17 protein-coding genes are annotated in these 20,897 nt (G+C 56.4%); 9 read left to right on the top strand and 8 right to left on the bottom strand.

The genetic code is table 11. From position 1 onward, the window contains the following. The first annotated feature begins 98 nt into the window (after window positions 1-98). A complete protein-coding gene (locus tag LH23_RS01445; RefSeq protein ID WP_039287409.1) occupies window positions 99-1,208 on the top strand; it encodes a multidrug effflux MFS transporter in 1,110 nt (369 codons plus the stop codon). Window positions 1,209-1,380: 172 nt separating this feature from the next. On the opposite strand, the gene LH23_RS01440 is transcribed toward LH23_RS01445, so the two are convergent. From LH23_RS01440 to LH23_RS01425, 4 genes are read right to left on the bottom strand one after another with little or no spacing between them, the layout of a single operon-like run. Beyond that, window positions 1,381-2,826, bottom strand: a complete 1,446-nt coding sequence (locus tag LH23_RS01440; protein ID WP_039287405.1) for an NAD-dependent succinate-semialdehyde dehydrogenase — start codon at window positions 2,824-2,826, stop codon at window positions 1,381-1,383. Then, a complete protein-coding gene (locus tag LH23_RS01435) occupies window positions 2,823-3,866 on the bottom strand; it encodes an aldo/keto reductase (RefSeq protein ID WP_039287402.1) in 1,044 nt (347 codons plus the stop codon). The genes LH23_RS01440 and LH23_RS01435 overlap by 4 nt, the downstream gene beginning before the upstream one ends. Window positions 3,867-3,875: 9 nt before the next feature. Further along, on the bottom strand, window positions 3,876-4,379 hold the full coding sequence (gene fae, locus LH23_RS01430; protein WP_008458495.1) for a formaldehyde-activating enzyme: 504 nt from the start codon (window positions 4,377-4,379) through the stop codon (window positions 3,876-3,878). A 26-nt stretch (window positions 4,380-4,405) separates the two neighbouring features. Then, window positions 4,406-5,767, bottom strand: coding sequence for an MFS transporter (locus LH23_RS01425; RefSeq protein WP_039287397.1), 1,362 nt, complete (start codon window positions 5,765-5,767; stop codon window positions 4,406-4,408). A 242-nt stretch (window positions 5,768-6,009) separates the two neighbouring features. Between LH23_RS01425 and LH23_RS01420 the strand changes: the two genes are divergently transcribed. The 4 genes from LH23_RS01420 (at window position 6,010) to LH23_RS01405 (ending at window position 10,551) form a co-directional block, all read left to right on the top strand. Beyond that, entirely contained in the window at window positions 6,010-6,912 is a 903-nt protein-coding gene (locus tag LH23_RS01420; RefSeq protein WP_039287395.1) for a LysR substrate-binding domain-containing protein, read from the top strand. Window positions 6,913-7,265: 353 nt separating this feature from the next. Then, window positions 7,266-8,387 carry an LPS O-antigen length regulator Wzz(fepE) gene (gene wzz(fepE) / locus LH23_RS01415; protein ID WP_039287392.1) on the top strand — a complete coding sequence of 374 codons (1,122 nt, stop codon included), beginning with the start codon at window positions 7,266-7,268 and terminating at the stop codon, window positions 8,385-8,387. 94 nt (window positions 8,388-8,481) lie between these two features. Then, a complete protein-coding gene (locus tag LH23_RS01410) occupies window positions 8,482-9,180 on the top strand; it encodes an aspartate/glutamate racemase (RefSeq protein ID WP_039287389.1) in 699 nt (232 codons plus the stop codon). A gap of 204 nt (window positions 9,181-9,384) precedes the next feature. Next, window positions 9,385-10,551: an MFS transporter gene (locus LH23_RS01405; RefSeq protein WP_039287386.1), complete on the top strand. Its 1,167-nt coding sequence runs from the start codon at window positions 9,385-9,387 to the stop codon at window positions 10,549-10,551. Window position 10,552: 1 nt separating this feature from the next. Here LH23_RS01405 and LH23_RS01400 read toward each other — a convergent pair whose 3' ends face one another. Continuing rightward, on the bottom strand, window positions 10,553-11,476 hold the full coding sequence (locus LH23_RS01400) for a LysR family transcriptional regulator (RefSeq protein WP_039287383.1): 924 nt from the start codon (window positions 11,474-11,476) through the stop codon (window positions 10,553-10,555). Between the two features lie 373 nt (window positions 11,477-11,849). On the opposite strand from LH23_RS01400, the gene lysA reads away from it, so the two are divergent. After that, on the top strand, window positions 11,850-13,112 hold the full coding sequence (lysA, locus tag LH23_RS01395; RefSeq protein WP_039287378.1) for a diaminopimelate decarboxylase: 1,263 nt from the start codon (window positions 11,850-11,852) through the stop codon (window positions 13,110-13,112). On the opposite strand, the gene LH23_RS01390 is transcribed toward lysA, so the two are convergent. Continuing rightward, on the bottom strand, window positions 13,104-14,135 hold the full coding sequence (locus LH23_RS01390) for a LacI family DNA-binding transcriptional regulator (RefSeq protein ID WP_071842682.1): 1,032 nt from the start codon (window positions 14,133-14,135) through the stop codon (window positions 13,104-13,106). The genes lysA and LH23_RS01390 overlap by 9 nt on opposite strands. A gap of 150 nt (window positions 14,136-14,285) precedes the next feature. Here LH23_RS01390 and LH23_RS01385 point away from each other — a divergent pair, with 150 nt between their 5' ends. Beyond that, window positions 14,286-14,735 (top strand): GNAT family N-acetyltransferase, encoded by a 450-nt coding sequence (locus tag LH23_RS01385; protein WP_039287372.1) that lies wholly within the window; start codon window positions 14,286-14,288, stop codon window positions 14,733-14,735. On the opposite strand, the gene galR is transcribed toward LH23_RS01385, so the two are convergent. Then, a complete protein-coding gene (gene galR, locus LH23_RS01380) occupies window positions 14,732-15,742 on the bottom strand; it encodes an HTH-type transcriptional regulator GalR (RefSeq protein ID WP_039287369.1) in 1,011 nt (336 codons plus the stop codon). The genes LH23_RS01385 and galR overlap by 4 nt on opposite strands. Before the next feature lie 661 nt (window positions 15,743-16,403). Between galR and aas the strand changes: the two genes are divergently transcribed. Both aas and lplT read left to right on the top strand, forming a co-directional pair. Beyond that, a complete protein-coding gene (aas, locus tag LH23_RS01375) occupies window positions 16,404-18,563 on the top strand; it encodes a bifunctional acyl-ACP--phospholipid O-acyltransferase/long-chain-fatty-acid--ACP ligase (RefSeq protein WP_039287364.1) in 2,160 nt (719 codons plus the stop codon). Further along, window positions 18,556-19,752, top strand: a complete 1,197-nt coding sequence (gene lplT, locus LH23_RS01370; RefSeq protein ID WP_039287361.1) for a lysophospholipid transporter LplT — start codon at window positions 18,556-18,558, stop codon at window positions 19,750-19,752. Before aas ends, lplT begins: the two co-directional genes overlap by 8 nt. A gap of 33 nt (window positions 19,753-19,785) precedes the next feature. Here lplT and LH23_RS01365 read toward each other — a convergent pair whose 3' ends face one another. Then, window positions 19,786-20,829 carry an NADP(H)-dependent aldo-keto reductase gene (locus LH23_RS01365; protein WP_039287358.1) on the bottom strand — a complete coding sequence of 348 codons (1,044 nt, stop codon included), beginning with the start codon at window positions 20,827-20,829 and terminating at the stop codon, window positions 19,786-19,788. Between the last annotated feature and the right edge of the window lie 68 nt (window positions 20,830-20,897).

Here is a 20,897-nt window from a genome sequence, read left to right as displayed (position 1 = left end):
CGATATTAAATGTCATGATGTTTATAATGGTGCATTTGCCGCTTGCCTACAATAGCGCCTCTTTTTAAGGAGGACGCAGGGTGAACATACCTCGTGGCATGGCGCTTTTAACGGCGCTGCTGATGTTTCCGCAAGTGGTGGAAACGCTTTATAGTCCGGCGCTGACCGATATCGCCCGGCATTTTTCTGTTACTGCCGTGGACGCGGGCTGGACGCTCTCGCTGTACTTTTTTGGCTTTGCCGCCGGTGTGCTTTTTTGGGGGAGGATCTGCGATCTCCTGGGCCGTAAACCGGCGCTGCTGCTGGGGCTGCTTTGCTATGCGGCAGGTGCGGTTGCTGCACTGATGACGTCGCATTTTATGCTGCTGTTGGTGGCCCGGATGCTGGCAGCTTTTGGAGCAGCAACAGGATCGGTCGTGACTCAAACGGTGCTGCGAGATCGTTTTAGCGGCAGCGAACTGGCGCGGATCTTTTCCTTTATGGGCATCGCGCTGGCGGTGAGCCCGGCGCTGGGACTTTGGCTGGGTGGGATGATCGTTTCTGCCGCAGGTTTTGAAGGCGTCTTTTACCTGCTGGCTGGTTTGGCGATTGCTCTGCTTGTCTGGAGTACGTGGCAGCTTGAAGAAACGAGGCCGCCAAAACATGCCCGGCAAGGGGTTATAGCGGTGATGTGGCGTCTGCTGCGGGACAGGCAGATCTGGCGGGCAACCGGGCTGGTGGCGCTGTTCAATATCAGTCTGTTCAGCTACTACAGCCAGGCCCCTTTCCTGTTTCAATCCTTAGGTTTTGGCCCCAGGGCTTTTGGCCTGACCGGGAGCGTGCTGGCGCTGGGATCTTTGACGGGAGCGCAGCTTAATCATCTGCTGATGAAACGAAATTTAAACGCCAAAGCGTTGCTGAATTTAGCGAGTGGCATCGGGCTGGTGGGAAGTCTTAGCGTCTGGGGATTGATGCACAACCTCTGGTTTTTGGCACCAATGTTTCTGGTGATGATCGCGTTCTCAATGGCGATTCCGGTGGTGCTCGGCACTGCGCTTAGTGCCTATGCCGATTGCCGGGGAACGGCCGGGGCGCTTTTCGGTTTTGCTTACTATTTACCGATCGGCATGGGCCTGATGGTGTCCGGCTGGGTTCAGCAGTTGGGGATGACGCTGGTGGTTTGCGCCGTGGGTGTGGTGCTCGTGGGGCGGGGATATCGGCCAGGGTAATGCTATTGGTACAGGGATGACCCTCACCCTAACCCTCTCCCTGAAAGGGAGAGGGGATAAATAGAATACTACTCTGTTGTTTTCCCCCTCTCCCCTCTGGGGAGAGGGCCGGGGTGAGGGGCTTTCCCGGTGAACGGCACCATAAGCGAGCCAACACAAACCGTATTCGCTGCTACAGTAATCCCCCCAGATTCACATATTTGGTCTCCAGGTACTCTTCCAGCCCGCAATCGGAGCCTTCGCGGCCGAGACCGGACTCCTTCACGCCGCCGAAAGGTGCGACTTCCGTGGAAATTATGCCTTCGTTAACGCCAACCATGCCGCTTTCCAACTGCTGGGTGACGCGGAAGGCGCGAGCCAGATCGCGGGTGTAGAGATAGGCGGCCAGGCCAAACGGTGTGGCGTTGGCGCGCTCAATCGCCTCCAGTTCACCGCTGAAGCGGAAGCAGGCTGCCAGCGGGCCGAAGGTCTCCTCGCGGGCCAGCAGCATGGCTTCGGTAGCGTCGGCCAGCACGGTAGGCTGGTAGAACGATGCGCCGAGGGCGTGACGTTCGCCGCCGCACAGAAGGCGTGCGCCGTGCTCAAGGGCGTCCTTCACGTGGGCTTCCACTTTCTCAACCGCTTTCTGGTGAATCAGCGGCCCTTGCTGAGCACCCGGCGTCAGGCCAGGGGCAACTTTCAGCGCACGAGCGGCGGCGGCGAGCTTCTCCACAAACTGCTCATACACGCCGGCCTGGATGTAGAAACGGTTAACGCACACGCAGGTCTGCCCGCTGTTGCGGAATTTGGCGGCCATCGCGCCCTCCACGGCGGCGTCAATGTCCGCATCGTCAAAGACGATAAACGGCGCGTTACCGCCCAGCTCCAGCGACAGTTTTTTCACGGTATCCGCCGCCTGGCGCATCAGCAGCTTGCCGGTTGGCGTGGAGCCGGTGAAGGAGATTTTACGTACCGTTGGGCTTGCCATCAGCGTGCTGCCGATTGCCACGGTGTCACCGGTGACGGCGTTAATCACGCCCGCCGGGACGCCTGCCTGTTCGGCGAGCACGATAAGCGCGAAGGCCGAAAGCGGCGTTTCGTTCGCCGGTTTAATCACGGCGGTGCAGCCCGCCGCCAGCGCAGGGCCGAGTTTGCGGGTCAGCATCGCCAGCGGGAAGTTCCATGGGGTGATAGCCGCGACCACGCCAACCGGCTCCTTGAAGGTGAGGATTTGGTTACCCGCTTTTGTGGAAGGAATGGTTTTGCCGTTGGCGCGTTTGGCTTCCTCGGCAAACCATTCGATAAAGCTGGCGGCGTAGGCCACTTCGCCTTTGGCTTCCGCCAGCACTTTGCCCTGTTCGGTGACCATCAGTTCCGCCAGTTCGGCCTGATGCTCCATGATTAGCGCGAACCAGCGCTGGAGGATCTGTGAACGGGCTTTGGCGGTTAATGCTCGCCAGGCGGGTAGGGCGGAATGGGCTGCGGCAATCGCCGCCTCGGTTTCTTTTGCTCCGGCGTTGGCTACCTGAGCCACCACTTCATCGGTTGCCGGGTTTAATACGGCATAGCGCTCGTCGGCGTCCCGCCATTCACCGTTGCAGTACCAGCCGGTACGAACCAGTGCGTCAAAGCTGCTCATGCGATATTCCTTGTGGTTACGTTGTCGATAAACAGGCCGCGAGCGGCGCGGCTCTCACGCGCAATACGTTTGCCTGCGGTGTAGTCGTTGATGACGTCGCACGGCGTGTAGTTGCGCTCCAGTTCATAACGCTCATCTTCATCCAGCGGTGTACCGAGCGCGGCAACTGCGCTGTCAATTTGCTGGACGGAATCCGCGCCAACCAGCATACAGTCCACGCCCGGATGGTTCAGGACCCACGCCTGAGCAATTTGCGCCGGAGGCAGGCCGCGCAGCTGAGCTACATGGCTGACGGATTGCGCGACGTTGCGGGAGGTGATGTCCGCATACATCTCCTGGGTGAAGAAGTCGGTCTGGTTGCGCACGGAGGTAAAGTCGCAGCTCAGCAGGCCGCGAGCGAGAGGGCTAAAGACTGACACGCCTAACCCCTGGTCGCGGCAGAAGGGGATCATTTCCCGCTCTTCTTCGCGGTAGGCGCAGTTCAGCTGCAGCTGCATGTTGATGGGTTTCGCGTAGCCGTAGCGCTCGCAGCACCAAAGGATTTTCGCCAACTGCCAGGTGTACATGGTGGAAACGCCGACGTAACGCGCTTTGCCGCTGCGCACGATATCGTTCATCGCCGCCCAGGTCTCTTCGACAGGCGTATTCACATCGAAGTAGTGCAGCATGTAGATATCGACGTAGTCGGTGCCGAGGCGCTTCAGGCTGCCGTCGATGCTTTCCATGATGTGCTTGCGTGAATGGCCCTGGTTGTTAAAGCCGGTGCCGATCGGGTAGCCGACTTTGGTGGTGAGGACCAGGTCATCGCGGCGGGCAATGCGTTTTAACACGTTGCCAACCACTTCCTCCCCCGCGCCGCTGGAGTAGAAGTCCGCGAGGTCGATAAAGTTAATGCCGGACTCCAGCGCGTGGCGGATCAGCGGCTCGCTTTGCGACTCATCAAAAATCCACGGTTTCCACTGTTTGCTTCCCATGTTCATGGTGCCGAGGCACAGGCGAGAGACTTTCAGGCCGCTGTGGCCCAGATTGACGTATTCCATTTCGCCTCCTCAGGCTTTAGGGGTGTAGAAAGGGTTGCCGAGCTGCGGCAGGGCGTCAGCAATCTGGCTGCGCTGCGGCAATTTGCCCATCGCCGCGCGGATGGCCTGACGGCAGGCGCGGTAGTTGTTGTGGTACACCTCATCGATATCGTTGCAACCGGGGTTCACCCAGTTGGCGGTGACGATGCACCAGTTGTCTTCCGCTTCCGGCGGCAGCGTGCCGTCCAGCAGCGCTTCGGTGACCGCTTTGGCAATGGCGGCCTGAGAAGCCCCCCAGGTAGCGTTGCCGTGCAGCTCGCCGCTGATTTCCGCTTTGTTGACGTACAGCGTCATCGGTTTGGCCGGAACGTTAGGCTTGATCACCACCATAAACGGGCAGTGACCCTGACTTGGCGAAGCGAGGCTGCTGGAAAACGCCTGGCCAACCACGCCGCTGCGTGGGCCAATCATGATGTTGATGTGCGAGGCGTTAACGCCGTTACCTTCAAACCCTTCTCCGATATACATTTCCACGAGACTTCTCCTGTTAAGCGTGAGCGTTATTTAGCCGGTTCAGCGGCGGCATTGCCGTGGCGCTGGGCCGGATCGTGAGCGGCATCCACCAGGGTTAACCCTTTGGTTTCAGGCGCCCAGGCGAGAGAGACAACGGCACCGATGATGAGGATCAGCGCCAGCATGGCGGTGGTGGCCTGCATGCCGTAATTCAGAATGGCCAGCGGCAGTAAACCGGTACCGATGGCAGAGCCGAGGCGGCTCATTGAGGTGGCAAAACCGACGCCCATCGAGCGCACTTCCGTTGGGAAGCTTTCTGCCGGGAAGACGCCCACCAGATTGCTGACCGCTGACATCACCAAAGTGAATGCGGCAAAGAACAGAATTAGCCAGCCTGACTGGCTGACCGGAATGATGCTGAGCATCACCAGGCAGGCGGCGAGGAAGACAAATGAACCGATCAGGAAGCCACGACGTGAGCAAACGACGGTCAACAGGATCCCCACGAGGGCGCCGACGATCAGCAGGGCGTTCAGCAGCAGGTCGGTGGTGAAGTTATTGTTCAGGCCCATCACCTGCAGAATCGACGGCAGGAAGGTGTAGATGGCGAAATACGGGATCACCAGGCAGACAAAAAACAGACTGTTGAAGGCGGTGCGGCGGCGGTATTTCGGCCCGAACAGAGACATAAAGCGCTGTTTTGAGGCGACGGGGGCTTCATCCACCAGCAGCACGTTAGGGCCGAAGTGTTTATGGACAATCGCCATTGCTTGTTCTCGTCGCCCCTTGCCCATCAGCCAGCGTGGGGATTCCGGCGTGCCGATGCGCATCAGCAGGATAATCAGCGCGGGTAGGGCGGAAGAAGAGAGCAGCCAGCGCCAGGCGTCCGGGCCAAGCGCCGTTAAGAAGTGTCCGGCAAAGCCTGCGGCCACGTAGCCAAAGGTCCAGATCACACTGAATGAACCGAGCAGCACTCCGCGGTGTTTACGGGGGGAAAACTCCGCCAGCATGGTGTGGCCGACGGAGAAGTCGCCGCCGAGGCCGATGCCGACCATTACCCGCAAAAAGAACAACTGTTCTGGCGTTGTGGCGAAAAACTGCAGCGCCGAAGCGAGCGTGATCACCACGAAGCTGAAGCAGAAGATCTTCTGGCGGCCAACGTAATCGGAGATCCAGCCCAACACCAGGCTGCCGAGAAACAGGCCGATCAACGCCGAGCTGCCGAGCATCCCTTCCCAGAAGGGGGTTAACCCCATTTGAGGTTTGATCTGGGCCAGCGCGAAGCCGATGACGCCGAGCACGTAGCCGTCGGTAAAGTGTGCGCCGAAGGTCAGGCCGGCGATTTTGATATGGAAACGGTTTAACGGCACGTCATCCATACGGGTGTACTGTTGTGTCAGGTGGGACATGATGCCTCCTCCTGTGAGGTGGTTTTGTAGGGTATTTGTATTTTTTATGTTTCAAGTACGTTAACAATGTGGCAGCAAAGCGCCTCAGCAGGCGAGTGCGTTTTAGTCATACCCCCAGGCAAAAAACGCATGTGATCCTCCTCCTGTTTTGCAGAAATAGGTGCGGTGGGGGATGGTGTTTCAGGGCAGGTTAGAAACATATTATTAACATGACTGGCGCTTGCCCGCGGATAATGACAATAATGAGAAAACTCCCGTCACTCAGTATGTTAAGGGTCTTTGAAGAGACTTGCCGGACGCTTAGCTTTAGCAAAGCGGCGCAGGCCTTGTGCATTACCCAGAGCGCGGCCAGTCGGCAAATCAAACAGCTCGAAGCGTTTCTGGGCAAACTGCTCTTCGTGCGTACCCACAGCGGGCTGGAGTTGACCCAGGACGCGATGCTGCTGCTGCCGGTGGTGCGTCAGTCGCTGGATATTCTTGAAGAGGGCGTGTGCCACGTTCAGCTACGCAACCCACTGCAGCACCTGCGTCTCCAGGTTGCCCCGACTTTTGCCACGCGCTGGCTGGCTCCGCGGCTGGTGGCACTTCGCCAGCGTAACGGGCAGCTACAAATTGCCCTTATCAGTGAAACCCGGCAGAAATACAGTGATTTTGACTGCGCTATCCGTTTTGGCACCCGCCAGGAAAGCGAAGGACGGGGACAGTGGCTGTGCCATGAAAAGCTGCTGCTGGTTGCCAGCCCATTGCTGATGATCGACGGGGTTTTCCCACCGCTGGCCTCACAGCCGCAGCTGCATATTCTGAATGGCGAGATTCGGCTGGATAACTGGTCGCGCTGGCTGGAGGCGACGGGAGAAAACGACAGCCTGCTTTCCGGCGGGCTTGAGTTCAGCACCGAGGATCAGGTGATCAACGCCTGCGTGACCGGGGCGGGTTACGCAGTGCTAGACAGGATGATGATTCGCAATGAGCTACGTGGCGGGTTATTGGTGCCGCTGGCGGAGCTGGAGCTTGAAAGCGGGAACGGCTACTGGCTGGAGGTCCCCCAGGGCAAGCGGGAGCTGCCGCGTGTCGGTTATTTTAGCGACTGGGTTCAGGCCGAAATTGCCCGGTTCTGGGGGGAAGAAGAGCTGGTATTGTCGTAAGCAGCTGCTTTGTAGCTTGTAGGAAAAGACTTATCACCCCCCCGGTGTGTTTCAATAAATATCTAATACCTCTACGCTACGCCTCTGGTTTATTTATTTTTCGGCGAATCAGAGGTTTTTGTTTTTTAATCAATTCGCTTTCAGAATTATATCGCCTTATATATTGATATTAATGATGTTTCCACGGAGGAAATTTATAATTACTCCTTTTTCATTTGCGGTGACATCGATTTACTCAGGGTGATAAATTCAATGTTAAATTTAAGTGCTTAAATTGTTGTAATTGTCCTTTTTTAAAATTGTGTTTTCTAGCCAGAGCTTTTTGTCTGGCACTTATATATGAGTTGGTTTACATGTCTGAACTTAGATTGAAAGGTACTACCAGGGATGATCCCCGTCTATTTCCTCTGGAGGCTGAGTCACACCAGGAAATCGATCTTATCGAGCTACTGGGGATGCTATACGCGGCCAAAAAGACGATTATGTCTATCACCTTGTCTGCCGTGCTGGCTGGTTTATGCGGCAGCTTTCTGATGCCCCAGAAATGGTCGAGTCAGGCCGTGATTACTCCACCAGAAGCGTCACAGCTGATTGAACTTCAGCGTGCAACGGTCCAACTGACCGTACTGGACGTTGCTGTCAATAATGGTGCTGAGCATATTTATCAAAATTTCCTGAAAGATTTTGATTCCCTGGCATTGCGTGAAGAGTATTTAGCTAACTCTAATTATGTCAAACAGCTTGTCGATACACAAAATGCGAATGATAAAGCTAAATTACATCGCGTCATTCAGGGGGCTGCTGTTAAATTTAAAGCAGTAAATAATGCAGATCCTAAGCTCGCAAATGCGACATCGTATTCTTCATGGACGTTAAGCTTCACCGGACCGAATGCTGAAGAATCCCGGAATGTGCTTAGCGGCTACATTGATTTTATTACCCGGCGTGTCAATCAGGATACGCTTCAAAATTTACGTTATGCCGTTGAGTTGAAAAATGCAGTAGAGAAAGACAGGCTGCAACTGGATAAGATAAATCTTGCGAATCAGCATAAAGTGAATATCCAGCGGTTGGGTTACTCTTTGGAAGTGGCCAACGCTGCCGGTATTAAAAAACCGGTATACAGTCATGGGCAGGCGGTTAAGGACGATCCTGACTATTCGGTTGCCCTGGGCGCTGACGGTCTGGCTGAAAAATTGAAAATCGAGTCATCGCTTAAAGATGCGGCAGAGCTTAATGCCAGCGTTCAAAACCGTGAGCACTATTTGACTAAGCTGGCGAAGGTCGAATTTAGCGACGTACACTTCCAGCCTTTTCGTTACCAAATGGCTCCTTCTCTACCGCTGAGGAAAGAGGGGCCAGGTAAAACTCTTATTGTCGTTTTGGCTACGCTAGTGGGCTTTATAGGCGGCAGCGGCTTCGTGTTATTGCGCAATATTGTGTCGGATCATAAGAAAAATTCGGGTGTTGTTTAGCCCCCTCAATCGTTTTCAGCCTCTCTCTTCTGAGGCTTTTTTCTTGCCGGAATAAGGGTTATAACCGGAGGGAAATAGCAAACAGGGGATAAGAATGAAAACGATTGGGCTGCTGGGCGGCATGAGCTGGGAATCCACCATTCCTTACTACCGGTTAATTAACGAAGGGATCAAGCAACGTCTGGGCGGGCTGCATTCGGCCAAAATTGTGCTGCACAGCGTCGATTTTCACGAGATTGAGGCCTGCCAGTCTGCGGGGGAGTGGGACAAGGCCGGTGAGATGCTGGCCGACGCAGCGCTGGGACTGCAAAAGGCCGGGGCTGAAGGCATTGTGCTGTGTACGAACACCATGCACAAAGTCGCGGAGCATATTGAATCCCGCTGCTCGCTGCCGTTTCTGCATATCGCTGACGCTACCGGGCGGGTGATTGCGGCGCACGGCGTAAGCCAGGTGGCCTTGCTGGGCACGCGCTACACCATGGAGCAGGATTTCTATCGTGGCCGCCTGCAGGCGCAGTTCGGGATCCGCTCGATTATTCCTGATGACTCTCAGCGCCAGTGTATCAACCAGATAATCTTCGATGAGCTGTGCCTCGGGGTGATCAACCCTGAGTCGAAACGCTATTACCAGCAGGTGATTCAGGCGCTGCAGGCGCAGGGGGCGGAAGGGGTTATTTTCGGCTGTACCGAAATTGGCTTGCTGCTCAGCCAGCAGGACTGCCCACTGCCGGTATTTGATACCGCCGCGATCCACGCCGCCGATGCAGTTCGCTTTATGTGCGGTGAAGAGTAAGAGTTTATCCTTCTATATCAATTAAATAATTGAAAGCACCGTTTTTCCCCCACGACGAGCCGGGTCATGCCCGGCCGCTAATGTGTTATAAATTTGTTATGTAGCGCACATTATTCCAAAAAGCTGCTCCTCTGAAATCCTCACTTTGCAGACCGTTGCATTTCGTAATGGCCTTTCATCATGTTCGTAACCGGGAGTTATACAATGCCTGTTTCCTTACTGGCGCTGGCGATGAGTGCGTTCGCCATCGGCACGACGGAGTTCGTGATTATGGGACTGCTGCCCGAAGTGGCAGGGGATCTCCATGTCTCCATTCCCGTCGCCGGCTGGCTTATCAGCGGCTACGCGCTGGGGGTTGCCATTGGCGCGCCCATCATGGCGCTGCTGACCGCCCGACTGCCGCGCAAGCTGTCGTTAATTTTGCTGATGGTGATTTTCATTGTTGGCAATCTGCTGTGCGCTCTCGCGCTGAGCTACAACTTCCTGATGCTGGCGCGCGTGATTACGGCGCTGTGCCATGGCGCGTTCTTCGGGATTGGTGCTGTCGTAGCGGCAAGCCTTGTACCTGCCGGGCGCAAAGCTTCGGCGGTGGCGCTGATGTTTACCGGCTTGACGCTGGCTAACGTGCTGGGCGTGCCGATTGGCACCTGGTTCGGGCAGCTTTACGGCTGGCGAGCCACTTTCTGGGGCGTGGCCGTTATCGGGGTGATTGCCTTTCTCGCGCTGGTGGTTAGTCTGCCGTCGCAAAAAGATGAAGAGGCCACTGACTTAAAAAGCGAAATCAAAGCGCTGGCGCACGGCAAGTTGTGGTTGTCCCTCAGCATGACGGTGTTCTTCTCTGCGGCGATGTTCGCGCTGTTCAGCTATGTGGCGCCGATGCTGTTGCAGGTGACGGGCATTACGCCAGAGGGCGTGAGCTGGACGCTGTTCCTGATTGGCGCAGGGCTGACGGTGGGGAATATTCTGGGCGGACGGCTGGCGGACTGGCGGGTCTCGTTCAGCCTGATCCTTAGCTTTAGCCTGATTGCCGTCTTCTCGTTACTGTTCAGCTGGACCAGCCACGCCGCATGGCTGGCGGAAATTACGCTGTTCCTGTGGGCTATGGCGGCGTTTGCTACCGTACCGGCGCTGCAAATCAACGTGGTGCTGCACGGCAAGGAAGCGCCTAATCTGGTGTCCACGCTGAATATTGCGGCCTTTAACGTGGGCAATGCGCTCGGTGCCTGGGTCGGCGGCACGGTCATTGACCGTGGCTTCGGCCTGACGGCGGTGCCGGTCGCCGCTGCCGCGCTGGCAGTGGTTGGCCTGATACTTTGCCTGATTAACTTTAGTAACGGCACGGGGCATCAGCAGCCGGTGACCGGACAGTAAGCTATCGGTTGAGCAGCGCGTTGAGCGGGTCGCTATACAGATGCATGTTGTGCTGTAGGTGGTCGCTGAACGCGCTGACCAGCGCTGATGCCGGGCGGTGCAGGGGGCGAATCAGGCTGACGGTAAAAGGCACCGCCACGCTGAACCGACGTACGACAACACCTCGCTCGTGGTAATCCAGCGCGGTTAGCGGGTTGACGATAGACACGCCAGCTCCCGCCTGAACCATCGCGCAAACGGACGCCGCGCTGTGGGTTTCCACCACCATTCTTCGCTTGACGTCATGTTCCTGAAACAGCGAGTCCAGCAGCTGGCGATAGTTGTCGGTCCGCGACAGGCTGATGTAATTCTCCCCGGCAAAATCCTGCGGCGTAAGTTCTGCTTTTGCGGCGAGCTTGTGCCCGGCGGGCAGTACGCAAACCTCATTCAGCGTGAGTAAGGTCTGGCGCTCCGTTCCGGCGGGCGTGGTGACGTTTTCCGTCAGGCCAAGGTCATGGCGCTGGGCTGACAGCCATTCTTCCAGCAGCGGGGATTCTTGCGGCACGATATTCAGGCTGAGATCCGGGTAGCGGGCCAGAAACGGCTGCATCAGGCGCGGTAAAAAGGACTGGGAAAATACCGGCAGGCAGGCGATGGAAAGTTCGCCCTGGCGGAACTCACGCAGGCTTTCGGCGGCATTAATAATACGATCCAGCCCGTACCAGGAGCGTTGAACCTCTTCAAACAGCCGCAGCCCCTGAACGGTGGGGTAAAGGCGGCCCCGGCTGCGCTCGAACAGCTGCAGGCCGATGAGCTTTTCAAAGCGCGCCAGTTCCCGGCTGACCGTAGGCTGGGAGGTGTGCAGCAGGCCTGCGGCTTCGGTGAGGTTGCCGGCAGTCATCACGGCGTGGAAGATTTCGATGTGGCGCAGGTTGATGGCTGGCATGGTTTTGTTCCGCTGAAGTTGTTTACCCTCACCCCGGCCCTCTCCCTGGAAGGGCGAGGGGGAAAAACTAGTTTGCCTGAAGCCGGGTGCGATCACTCTCTCTTCCTGGAAGGGCGAGGGGGAAAAACTAGTTTGCTCGAGGCCGGGAGTGATCTCTTTCATTCTGGCTCTCTCCCTGGAAGGGCGAGGAAGAAACAGAAATTGCTTCGGGACTATTTACTGTCCCCTCACCCTAACCCTCTGGGGAGAGGGTTAGGGTGAGGGGTATTCTCTAAACCATATCATATTTGAATAGACTCGCTAGAAAACGATATTTTTTATCCCTCACTCTCTGTGGCGTAATAAAGAAAATGACGTTTACCCGGAGTTCACCATGCCACGCTCGCTGCACGACACCACCACCGCGCTGAACGCGCAAAACTTGCTGACCCTGCCCGCCGAATTTGGCTGTCCGGTTTGGGTATATGACGCGGAGATCATTCGCCAGCAAATTTCCCAGCTGCGCCAGTTCGATGTGATTCGTTTTGCCCAAAAGGCGTGCTCGAATATCCACATCCTGAAACTGATGCGTGAGCAGGGCGTGAAGGTGGATTCTGTGTCGCAGGGTGAAATCGAGCGCGCGCTGGCGGCAGGCTACAAGCCGCTGGAAAACCCGGATGATATCGTCTTTACCGCCGACGTAATTGATAACGCCACGCTGGCGCTGGTGGCCGAGCAGAAAATTCCGGTCAACATCGGGTCTGTGGATATGCTGCACCAGCTCGGCGAAGTCTCGCCGGAGCACCGTGTCTGGCTGCGTATTAACCCGGGCTTTGGGCACGGGCATAGCCAGAAAACCAACACCGGCGGTGAGAACAGCAAGCACGGCATTTGGCTGAGCGATATGCCAAAAGCGCTGGAAGCTATGCAGCGTTACGGGATCCATCTGGTCGGTATTCATATGCACATTGGTTCCGGCGTGGATTATGGCCATCTGGAGCAGGTTTGTGGCGCGATGGTGCAGCAGGTGATCGATTTCGGCCAGGATCTTGAGGCGATTTCGGCCGGTGGCGGGCTGTCTATTCCTTACCGCGAAGGGGAGGAAACGATCAATACCGATCATTATTACGGGCTGTGGAATACCGCGCGTGAAAAAATTGCCGCTCATCTGGGGCATCCGGTGAAGCTGGAGATCGAACCGGGGCGTTTCCTGGTGGCGGAAGCAGGGGTACTGGTTTCGCAGGTGCGTGCGGTGAAAGATATGGGATCCCGTCACTTTGTGCTGATCGACGCCGGTTTTAACGATCTGATGCGTCCGTCTATGTACGGCAGCTATCACCATATTTCTGCGCTGGCGGGCGACGGGCGGGATTTGTCCGCTCTGCAGCCGAAAGAAACGGTTGTGGCGGGGCCGCTGTGTGAGTCCGGGGATGTATTTACCCAGCAGGAAGGCGGCAAGGTAGAAACCCGCCTGCTGCCTCCGGTAAAACCGGGTGATTACCTGGTCTTACACGATACCGGCGCATACGGGGCTTCGATGTCATCTAACTACAATAGCCGCCCGCTGCTGCCGGAAGTGCTGTTTGATAACGGCAGCGCGCGCCTGATTCGCCGCCGCCAGACGATTCAGGAGTTGCTGGCGCTCGAGCTACTTTGAGACTTTGCGTCCGGCTTCGAAAAAGGGGCCGGGCGCAACGGAATCCCTCAGTACCAGCGTCCCCACAAATGGCGGGATTGGAGCTAACGGTTCGCCGCTCGCCAGCTTAATGGCCTGATCGATGGCGGTAATGATCATGTTGTCGATGGGCAAATAGACGGATGACAGCGCTGGCTCCAGCCACTGGGCACTCGGCGCGTCGTCAAAGCCGAACAGCGAAATATCCTGTGGAATACGGATCCCGGCCTGGTGCAGCGCTTTCGAGGCACCCAGCGCCATATCATCGTTGCAGGAAAACAGCGCGCTGAAGGTCACGCCGCTGGTCAGCAGCTCCTGGCACAGATGGTGCCCTTCAGTCATACTGGAATCTCCGTATTTCACCCGGTTCTCATCCCACGCAATGCCATGTTTTTGCAGTGCTTTCCGGTAACCCATCAGGCGCGCCTTGCCGGTTGGTGTGGTAATAGGCACGGTAATGCAGGCAATTTCCCGGTGACCTTGCTGGATCAGGTATTCGGTAGCCTGAAAGGCGGCATCCTGCTGTTCGAAAAAGACGCAACGTTCTCGGGCCTGGGGAACGTCCCGGTTAATGACGACCAGCGGTACCTGAATGGCATCCATCAACGACATTAACGCCCGCTCGCTCATAAAACGCGTGTACAGCACAATGGCATCACAGTGCCGATCCGCCAGCATTTGGACAGCGTCCAGCTCTTTTTCCGGCGTGTCATGCCCGTCGGTGACGATCAGCTGTTTACCGTAGAATTCCGTGCGGCGTGAAGCCTGCTGCAGCAGACGACCGAAGTAGAAACCATCAAAGGTGGAGACAACCAGCCCGATGCTGTTGCTGCTGCGGTTTGCCAGCGATCGTGCCAGAAAATTAGGCTTATAGCCCAGTTCTTCCATGGCCTTAAACACCTGTTCGCGGGTGCTTGCTTTAACCTGTCCGGTGCCGTTTAACACGCGAGATACCGTCGCTTTGGAAACCCCTGCGCGTAACGAGACATCTAACATTGTTACCATTGTTTCCTTCCCGATCTGGACGCTGTCGCGATTTTCCAGCAGTTTATCACAGGAGTTTCGCTCACAAGCGGCCTTGCCGTTTCGCCGTGCAAATTGTCGTACCAGATCACGCTTTCAGAATTTGGTGTGGTTTTTTAGGAGTATATCGTTGTGAAAATTGTCCCGTTGTACCAGGCCCCTCAGCATGCAGAACAAGTGACGGAGTGGCTTTGGCAGGCGTTTGGCAGTCAGGAAAGCCGAGACTTTTTTGCCTCTATTGTTGCCACCAGCCAACGGGAAGGCGAAATGCCCCTGACGTTTATTGCGCTGGAGGGAGAAAAGATGGTGGGGACCGTGGGACTGTGGCGCTGCGATTTGATCAGTCGGCAGGATCTCTGGCCCTGGCTGGCGGCGCTGTATATTGATGAAAGCCAGCGAGGAAAGGGGCTGGGCGAGCTTTTGCAGCGGCACGTCGTAGAATATGCCCGTGGGTTGGGTTTTGAGTCTTTGTATCTCTATTCGGCCTGTAAGGCCTATTATGAGCGGTTTGGCTGGCGCTACATTGGCGATGGGCTGGATTACCCCGACCAGCCCGTACATCTTTATCAACTCACGCTTTAACTGTTGTCGCCTGGAGAAGCCACCGAGTGGCGGCGAACCAGCGTCGGGCTGAACATATGGGTGATTTCCGGCAGCGGCAGGTTTTCGGCCAGCGCCAGTGCGAGCTCTGCTGCCTGAGTCGCCATAGTCACAATCGGATAGCGAACCGTGGTCAGCTTTGGCCGCACGTAGCGTGAAATTAACACGTCATCAAAGCCAATCAGCGAAATCTCACCGGGAACATCAATGCCGTTGTCGTTCAGCACGCCCATCGCCCCGGCGGCCATTGAGTCGTTGTAGCAGGCTACTGCGGTGAAGTTTTTGCCGCGCCCCAGAAGCTCCGTCAGAGCCTGCTCGCCGCCGCTTTCATCGGGTTCACCAAAGGTGACCAGGCGCTCGTTGATGGGAATATTGTGCTCGCGGAGTGCGTCGTAGTAACCCTGGAGGCGGTCTTCTGCGTCCGATATCTGGTGGTTGGAACAGATGTAGCCGATACGGGTGTGCCCCTGCTGGATCAAATGGCGCGTAGCGAGCCAGGCGCCGTAGCGGTCATCCAGCGCAACGCAGCGCTGCTCAAACCCTGGCACAATGCGGTTGATGAGCACCATGCCGGGGATTTGCTTCATCAGCGAAATCAGCTCGTCGTCAGGAAGCTTTTTGGCGTGAACGACCAGCGCAGCGCTGCGGTGGCGAATAAGCTGTTCGATGGCCTGGCGCTCTTTTTGTTCGCTGTGGTAGCCGTTGCCGATAAGTAAGAAGTTGCCGGTGCGGTAGGCAACCTGCTCCACGGCTTTGACCATTGCGCCAAAGAAGGGGTCGGAAACGTCGCCCACGATCAGACCAATGGTTTCAGTGGCCTGTTGGGCAAGCGCTCGTGCATTAGCGTTGGGATGATAGTTCAGCGCTTCCATAGCGCTATTCACCGCCTGCTTTGAGGCATCGCTGGCTTTTGGGGAGTGGTTGATGACGCGCGAAACTGTGGCGACAGACACACCAGCCAGCCGAGCCACATCCTTAATTGTCGCCATGAAAAGCCTTCCTGTTAGGGGTAATCGTTTACACTGCGTTTAGTTTTACGGAAATCCCTGATGACTGCAAGGCAACAACTGATGGGTGTATCGCAAAGTAGAACAAAATCAAGGCGAAAGCGTGTAACGGTTACACTTGCCTCACTCAGTTGCCTCTTTTTAGTGCATGTCGCGGATTTTTAAACGTTTCCGCTCAAATCTTTGCTTACATTTTGCAGTCGGCTGTTGCGATTTCAGCGTAGCTTAATAGAAGACGCCGCTGCTACATTTGTGGTCCCAGAGGTATTGATAGGTGAAGTCAGCGATTATTTGCTGATCCTATGAATTACACCAACCTGCGCGGATGCGCAGGTTTTTTTTTGCCTGAATCCCGCCGCCTGTAACAAGAATCGAGAATTTAAACACCTGGTTGCACTTGGGCTCATTCCTTTGCTTTTTGCCGCTGGTTTCGCCGCTGGCGGCACGAGACAATTCAGATCCCAGAGGTATTGATTGGTGAGAATTCCTGGTACTCTGCTGAGTACAATTCTTTTGCACCAACCTGCGCAGATGCGCAGGTTTTTTTTTGCCATTTTTTGAGCCCCCTCCCGCACTTAACGCAACTGGTGTACTCTGCGACTCTACACTTAATGCTGACCGACAGACGACAAAGAGAGTCGCTATGCTTTTTGCTTTTTTCCGCGCGCTATTTCGCATTCTGTTCCGGGTAACGCTTTCCGGCGATCCGCAGGTGCTTCAAGGACAGCGGGTGCTGATTGTGCCGAACCACGTCTCGTTTCTGGATGGGATCCTGGTTGCACTCTTCTTGCCGGTGCGCCCGGTATTCGCGGTCTACTCCTCAATTAGCCAGCAGTGGTTTATGCGCTGGCTTAAGCCGCTGATTGATTTTGTCCCGCTGGACCCGACCAAGCCGATGTCTATCAAGCATCTGGTACGTCTGGTGGAGCAGGGGCGTCCGGTGGTGATTTTCCCGGAAGGGCGCATCAGCGTGACCGGGTCGTTGATGAAAATCTATGATGGCGCCGGGTTTGTGGCAGCTAAAGCACAGGCCACGGTTGTGCCTTTGCGCATCGACGGCGCGGAGCTGACTTTCTTTAGCCGCCTGAAAGGACTGGTAAAACGCCGGGCTTTCCCACGCATTAGTCTGCATCTTTTACCTCCAACCTCCATTGCAATGCCGGAAGCCCCACGGGCCCGGGATCGTCGTAAAATGGCCGGCGAGATGCTGCACCAAATCATGATGGAAGCGCGTATGGCCGTGCGCCCGCGTGAGACACTTTTTGAGGCGCTGCTGGCGGCGAAGGATCGTTACGGTTCGCGTAAAAACTGTATTGAAGACATTAACTTCAAGCCAGATACCTACAGCTCGCTGCTGAAAAAAACGCTATTTGTAGGCCGAATTCTCGATAAATACAGCAAACAGGGTGAAACCATTGGTTTGATGCTGCCGAACGCAGCGATCAGCGCGGCGGTAATTTTTGGCGCTTCTTCACGCGGCCGCATTCCGGCGATGATGAACTACACGGCCGGCGTAAAAGGGCTGACCAGCGCGATTACTGCGGCGCAAATCAAGACGGTCTTTACCTCCCGACAGTTCCTGGAAAAGGGCAAGCTGTGGCACCTGCCGGAACAGCTGACGCAGGTGCGGTGGGTTTATCTGGAAGATTTAAGATCGACCATCACTCTGCAGGATAAAGTGTGGATCTTTGCTCATCTGCTTGCGCCTCGCCTGGCCCAGGTGAAGCAGCAGCCGGAAGACGCGGCGATGGTGCTGTTTACCTCCGGCTCGGAAGGCAACCCAAAAGGCGTGGTGCACAGCCATAAAAGCCTGCTGGCCAACGTAGAGCAGATTCGCACTATCGCGGATTTCACCGCCGATGACCGGTTTATGTCCGCGCTGCCGCTCTTCCACTCTTTTGGTCTGACGGTGGGGCTGTTCACGCCTTTGCTGACCGGGGCGGAAGTGTTCCTTTATCCAAGTCCGCTGCATTACCGTGTGGTACCGGAGCTCATTTACGACCGCAATTGTACGGTGGTGTTTGGTACTTCGACGTTCCTCGGCAACTATGCCCGTTTTGCTAATCCGTATGATTTCTTCCGCCTGCGCTATGTGGTTGCCGGGGCAGAAAAGCTGCAGGAAAGCACTAAGCAGCTGTGGCAGGACAAATTTGGCCTGCGCATTCTGGAAGGCTACGGCGTGACCGAGTGCGCGCCGGTGGTGTCTATCAACGTGCCGATGGCGGCTAAGCCGGGCACAGTGGGCCGTATTCTCCCGGCAATGGATGCTCGCCTGCTGGCGGTGCCAGGTATTGAGCAGGGCGGAAGGCTGCAGCTGAAAGGGCCAAACATCATGAACGGCTATCTGCGTGTGGAAAATCCGGGCGTGCTGGAGAAGCCTGAAGCTGAAAACGGCCTCGGCGAAATGGAACCCGGCTGGTACGACACCGGCGATATCGTGACCTTTGACGAGCAGGGCTATTGCGTGATCCAGGGGCGTGCGAAGCGTTTTGCCAAAATCGCCGGGGAGATGGTGTCGCTTGAGATGGTTGAGCAGATGGCTATCGGCATTTCGCCTGACAAGCTGCATGCCACGGTGGTGAAGCACGACGCCGCCAAAGGCGAAGCCTTGGTGATGTTTACCACCGACAGCGAGCTTAACCGCGAAAAACTTCTGCATTATGCGCGTGAGCACGGTGTGCCTGAGCTGGCGGTGCCGCGCGATATTCGCTTCCTCAAGCAACTGCCGGTGTTAGGCAGCGGAAAACCAGATTTTGTCACCCTGAAAGCACAGGTTGATGAAGCGGAGAAAGCCCATGGCTGAACAGGCTGGCAATAGCGGTTCTTTGTGGTCTCGCGGCATGATGGCGGTGACCGCGGCGCAGTTTTTATCGGCTTTTGGTGATAACGCGCTGCTGTTCGCCACGCTCGCGGTGCTCAAGCAGCAGTTCTACCCGGACTGGAGCCAGCCGGTGCTGCAAATGGTGTTTGTCGGTGCATATATCCTCTTTGCGCCGTTTGTAGGGCAGGTAGCCGACAGCTTCGCCAAAGGGCGAGTGATGATGCTGGCGAACAGTATGAAGCTTGTTGGTGCGGCGGTTATCGCGCTGGGGCTAAATCCGTTTGTCGGCTATACGCTGGTGGGCATCGGCGCGGCGGCCTATTCACCGGCTAAATACGGCATTCTTGGCGAGCTGACCACGGGCGATCGGTTGGTGAAGGCCAACGGCCTGATGGAGTCCTCTACCATTGCGGCGATCCTGCTGGGATCCGTTGCCGGCGGCGTGCTGGCAGACTGGAACCTGACGGCGGCGCTGGTTGTCTGTGCGCTGGTATACGGTGGGGCGGTGGTTGCCAACGTCTTTATTCCTAAACTTGCCGCCGCGCGCCCCGGTCAGTCATGGCGTTTCAAGCCGATGACGCACAGCTTCTTTTCCGCCTGCCGCAGCCTTTGGCGCAGCGGAGAAACGCGCTTCTCGCTGGTAGGCACAAGCCTGTTCTGGGGAGCGGGCGTGACGCTGCGCTTCCTGCTGGTGCTGTGGGTGCCGGTGGCGTTAGGGATCACGGATAACGCGACGCCGACTTACCTTAACGCGATGGTTGCCGTTGGGATTGTGGTAGGGGCCGGGGCAGCCGCGAAACTGGTGACGCTGGAAACCGTCGCCCGCTGCATGCCTGCCGGGATTTTAATTGGCGTTGGCGTACTGATTTTTGCTCTCCAGCATTCTCTGCTGCCTTCTTACGCTTTGCTGGTGTTGATTGGCCTGTTGGGTGGTTTCTTCGTGGTGCCGCTCAACGCGCTGCTGCAGGAGCGCGGCAAGCACACGGTCGGGGCCGGTAACGCCATTGCTGTGCAAAACCTGGGTGAAAACACGGCCATGCTTTTGATGCTGGGCCTGTTCTCACTGGCGGTGAAAACCGGGGCGTCCATCGTTGGCATTGGTATTGGATTTGGGGCGGTGTTCGCGCTGGCGATTAGCGCGCTCTGGCTGTGGCAAATCAAACAGAAATAACAAAAAGGCCCTCTTTTGGAGGGCCTTAATTTTTTACGGTGCAGGGTAAGTATAGATGCGATGCACCGCTTCAATCTCCTCAATCACCTCTTCGCTTAGCGTCAAATGCAGGCTTTCAAGGTTGGTTTTCAGCTGGTCAAGCGTCGTGGCACCGAGCAGCGTGCTGGCCACAAACGGCTGGCGGCGAACGAAGGCCAGCGCCATTTGCGCCGGGTCGAGATTATGGCGTTTAGCTATCTCCACGTAGGCCGCCACGGCTTTTTGCGACTGCTCGCCGCTGTAGCGCGTAAAGCGGCTAAACAGCGTGTTGCGAGCGCCCGCTGGTTTGGCCCCGTTAAGGTATTTACCCGACAGTACGCCGAAGGCGAGGCAGGAATAAGCCAGCAGCTCAACGCCTTCGTGCTGGCTGATTTCAGACAGGCCCACTTCAAAGCTGCGGTTTAGCAGACTGTAGGGGTTTTGAATGGTCACAATGCGCGGCAGATCGTGTTTTTCCGCAAGCTGCAGATAGCGCATTACGCCCCACGGCGTTTCGTTCGAGACGCCGATATAGCGAATTTTCCCGGCACGCTGGCACTCTGTCAGCGCTTCAAGGGTTTCCAGCAGCGTTACCGGCAGCGAGGTCGTGTCGCTCCAGGTGTAGCCAAGTTTGCCAAACATGTTGGTCTGGCGCTGCGGCCAGTGAACCTGGTAGAGGTCGAGGTAATCGGTTTGCAGGCGCTTGAGGCTGGCATCCAACGCTTCGCGGATGTTTTTCCGGTCGAGGATCTGGTTTGGGCGGATGCCCGCGTCGTTGTTGCGGGTTGGGCCAGTGACTTTGGAAGCCACAACCAACTTTTCGCGATTACCGCGAGCTTTAAGCCAACTGCCGACATAGCTCTCGGTTAGGCCCTGAGTTTCCGGGCGCGGCGGTACCGGGTACATTTCCGCGACATCAATCAGATTCACGCCCTGACTGACTGCGTAATCGAGCTGTTGGTGGGCATCGGCCTCGCTGTTTTGTTCACCAAAGGTCATGGTTCCCAGCCCCAGCGTGCTGACTTCAAGTGAACTGTGGGGGATACGGTGATAGTGCATAGCCGGCTTCCTGTTGTTCTTTTGACTCGTCAGGCATCGTTACCCGACAAAAGGTCTATAAACATGGC

The sequence above is a fragment of the Cedecea neteri genome (genome assembly GCF_000758305.1).
Lineage (GTDB): Bacteria > Pseudomonadota > Gammaproteobacteria > Enterobacterales > Enterobacteriaceae > Cedecea > Cedecea neteri_C.
The sequence above is the reverse complement of the archived record's forward strand: the minus strand, read 5'-3'. Positions and strand labels throughout refer to the sequence as shown.

Bases quoted from the DNA above. Each gene is read 5' to 3' on its own strand.
- LH23_RS01445 (WP_039287409.1), top strand. From the start codon at position 99: ATGGCGCTTTTAACGGCGCTGCTGATGTTTCCGCAAGTGGTGGAAACG.
- LH23_RS01405 (WP_039287386.1), top strand. From the start codon at position 9,385: ATGCCTGTTTCCTTACTGGCGCTGGCGATGAGTGCGTTCGCCATCGGC.
- lysA (WP_039287378.1), top strand. From the start codon at position 11,850: ATGCCACGCTCGCTGCACGACACCACCACCGCGCTGAACGCGCAAAAC.
- LH23_RS01420 (WP_039287395.1), top strand. From the start codon at position 6,010: ATGAGAAAACTCCCGTCACTCAGTATGTTAAGGGTCTTTGAAGAGACT.
- aas (WP_039287364.1), top strand. From the start codon at position 16,404: ATGCTTTTTGCTTTTTTCCGCGCGCTATTTCGCATTCTGTTCCGGGTA.
- lplT (WP_039287361.1), top strand. From the start codon at position 18,556: ATGGCTGAACAGGCTGGCAATAGCGGTTCTTTGTGGTCTCGCGGCATG.
- galR (WP_039287369.1), bottom strand. From the start codon at position 15,742: ATGGCGACAATTAAGGATGTGGCTCGGCTGGCTGGTGTGTCTGTCGCC.
- LH23_RS01425 (WP_039287397.1), bottom strand. From the start codon at position 5,767: ATGTCCCACCTGACACAACAGTACACCCGTATGGATGACGTGCCGTTA.
- LH23_RS01365 (WP_039287358.1), bottom strand. From the start codon at position 20,829: ATGCACTATCACCGTATCCCCCACAGTTCACTTGAAGTCAGCACGCTG.
- LH23_RS01435 (WP_039287402.1), bottom strand. From the start codon at position 3,866: ATGGAATACGTCAATCTGGGCCACAGCGGCCTGAAAGTCTCTCGCCTG.
- LH23_RS01400 (WP_039287383.1), bottom strand. From the start codon at position 11,476: ATGCCAGCCATCAACCTGCGCCACATCGAAATCTTCCACGCCGTGATG.
- LH23_RS01410 (WP_039287389.1), top strand. From the start codon at position 8,482: ATGAAAACGATTGGGCTGCTGGGCGGCATGAGCTGGGAATCCACCATT.
- LH23_RS01440 (WP_039287405.1), bottom strand. From the start codon at position 2,826: ATGAGCAGCTTTGACGCACTGGTTCGTACCGGCTGGTACTGCAACGGT.
- LH23_RS01390 (WP_071842682.1), bottom strand. From the start codon at position 14,135: ATGGTAACAATGTTAGATGTCTCGTTACGCGCAGGGGTTTCCAAAGCG.